2 protein-coding genes are annotated in these 3,048 nt (G+C 31.7%); both read right to left on the reverse strand.

Features of this window, described 5'->3' with window-relative positions; all coding sequences use genetic code 11:
• Positions 1 to 152: 152 nt before the first annotated feature.
• Positions 153 to 767, reverse strand: coding sequence for a glutamine amidotransferase-related protein (locus IX46_RS03080; protein ID WP_053940561.1), 615 nt, complete (start codon positions 765 to 767; stop codon positions 153 to 155).
• Positions 768 to 780: 13 nt separating this feature from the next.
• A complete protein-coding gene (locus IX46_RS03085; protein ID WP_053940562.1) occupies positions 781 to 2,340 on the reverse strand; it encodes an anthranilate synthase component 1 in 1,560 nt (519 codons plus the stop codon).
• Positions 2,341 to 3,048: the final 708 nt, after the last annotated feature.

A 3,048-nucleotide genomic window follows, 5' to 3' on the forward strand; every position in this document is an offset into this window, starting at 1 on the left:
GTTTATTCACTCTGCTGGTGTGCTTGATTGATGCATACAATTTCATTCAGTGCAGTATTTTCATGTTGTTCAATGTTTTATCGTAGCGCAATAAAACACTGAATAATGAAGGGATGATCTAATTTTGAAAAACATGCAATTTTTTATGCATCTTATATTGGTATTGTTTGATTCGGACAGCATTGATATTTCATCTCTCCCCACTTGATGATTTGTTCTAAAATTAGTGCGCCGGAAACAGTTAAAATAGACTCGGGATGAAATTGAAATCCACATACATAGTCCAAATTATTTCGAACCGACATGATCATATTATTAAAATATGAATTAATAATAAAATTTTTAGGAATTTTATTGCAGATCAGTGAATGGTATCGAGCGACTGGTAGTGGTTGAGGAAGGCCTTCGAACATCTCTAAACCATCGTGGTTAATCAATGAGGCTTTTCCATGGAATATTTCACCTGCATATCCAATCATGCCGCCATAAGCTTCTACGATCGCCTGATGGCCTAAACAGATACCGACAATAGGTATCTTTCCCTTCACCTGAGCAATTAGACTTAACATGCAACCTGCATGTTGGGGTGTACTCGGTCCCGGCGATAACATTAAGATCGGATTGACCATTTTTTTTATTGAATTCAATATGATTGTTAACTCAACCGTGTTTCTATAAATTAATACACAATGATGTTTTTTTCGCAGTTGTTCGACAAGATTATACGTGAAGGAATCCACATTATCTAAAAGTAAAATATTTGCCATTTTTAAAGACATCCTAATTGCATTTGATGATATGTGCTATTTTGATGGCATTGATTACTGCTTTTGCCTTATTGAAACTCTCTTGTACTTCAGCTTCAGCGATGGAATTAAAAACTACACCAGCACCTGCTTGAATTGTAGCGATTTGATTTGCGACATATGCTGAACGTATTGCGATGCACGTGTCTAAATTGCCTAAATCTGTAAAATAACCTATAGCTCCACCATAGCTTCCTCGGGTTTCCTTTTCATATGTCGCTATCAGTTGCATAGCGCGGATTTTCGGAGCGCCCGTTAATGTCCCCATGTTCATACAAGCAGCATATGCATGTAATGCGTCAAGACCTGTTTTTAACTTACCCACGACTTTTGATACGAGATGCATCACATGGGAATATTTATCGACTCTGACTAAATCAGAGACATATCTGGAGCCGGGTTCGCAAATGCGAGCGAGATCATTTCGAGCCAGATCGACCAACATTAAATGTTCTGCTAATTCTTTGTGATTGGTTCTCATTTCTAATTCAATTCTGCTGTCTAAATCTAAATCTATTTTACCATTTTCATCGAATCCTCGAGATCTAGTGCCTGCAATGGGATACAGTTCGACTTGTTTTGTTTTTTCGTCATATTTTAATGAACTTTCGGGTGAAGCTCCGAATAATATAAAATTTTTATCTTGCATAAAAAACATATAAGGACTGGGGTTACTGATTTTCAGTTGTTGATAAGCAGATAATGCATCAGGACAAGGCACATAAAATTTTCGAGATGGTACTACTTGAAAAATTTCACCTTTTTTGATAAATGCTTTTAACTCTGTGATGATAGAGCGATATTTGTTGTCATCTATATTGGAGGTGACAGCGATATTATGCATGTTAATTCGATTGATTTGTTTGAGTGGTGCATTTAACTGATTGTGTATTGCTGCTGTCCTGTCTTGAATTCTTTTGTGTTCATGAGTGTTGGGAGAAAAAATACTACTTTGAATTAAGCAGGTTTTTTGTTGATGATCCCACACAAGCAAGGTTTCAGCTAAATAAAAACAAAAATTTGAACATTTTTGATTGTCTATTAAATGTGGAAGGGTTTCAAATATGGATATGAGATCATAAGAAAACAGTCCGCCGAAAAACATTGCTTTAGGTGTGTTATTTGCATTATGAAAAAGATTGATTATCAGTCTAAACGCATCGAAAACTGATAATGAAAACAATCTTTCATCTTCATTGAGATTTTTAGGAATATCAGGAAAATTAAGAATCATGTTGTTATTGATTTCCTGTATGACTATATTGCGAGGAAGAGATGTTTTCAAAATCGATAAAATGTCCATGCCGTTTTTAGATAGAGGGGTTAACGTAACTGAATTTTTTTCACATGTAAAACGCATAGCGCTATCGATAATCATAATGCTTTCCAAAGCATTTTTTTTATTGATTTCGGCTGTTTCTAATAACAATGTGGCTGGTTTTGACTCACAAAGATGATGAAATATTGTTGTGGGATCCGAATGATAATTTGCCTCTGTTTGAATAATTTTAATTTTTTGTAGGCTTGTTTTCATTAGATTACGTTTCTTCTTTATAGATTTATCATAAATAATAACTAATTTGAGGGATTAAAGCAATACACCTATTTTTTGTTTTTTAACGCTGTTCGTGTATAATAATATTTAAAATTATAATAAATATAATAAATATAAATACATTATTAATTACTTTATATATTTAAATATATCAGTTATTAATAACATTATTTAAAACCAAAAGAAATAACAATAAAACATATATATACATTATTAAATGTATTGTTTTTTTTCTTTTAATTACAATATTTAACAAATATTAAATTATTACTTAAAACATTCATTATTTCAATTAACTCATTGTATTTAAAAGAGTTTTTTTTTGATAATGACGTTCATTTGATTGTTCTTTGGCAACTTTTTAAAATGTATATACATCACTTATCCCCAAAGTTATAAACATGCTAATAAAATGTTTTTTAGAGTGATTAAAAAATAATAAAATCATATATAACATATACTTACAAATTAAACGGATAAGAAATGGCTCATTTTTTCCATGATCTTTAAAAAACTTATACACAGAAACTGTGGATAACTTTTAGGTGTACATTGCATTTCATTTCATCATGTTGTCATTGGTCTTATGAAATATTTTTAATCTATCAATATTATTTTACCGTTCCATTGCGGCAGTACAATTTTCTGAGAAATGAGTTTATTTTTTATGTTGTTTGTATGTGCAAG

It is taken from the genome of Buchnera aphidicola (Aphis glycines) (assembly GCF_001280225.1).
Taxonomy (GTDB): domain Bacteria; phylum Pseudomonadota; class Gammaproteobacteria; order Enterobacterales; family Enterobacteriaceae; genus Buchnera; species Buchnera aphidicola_E.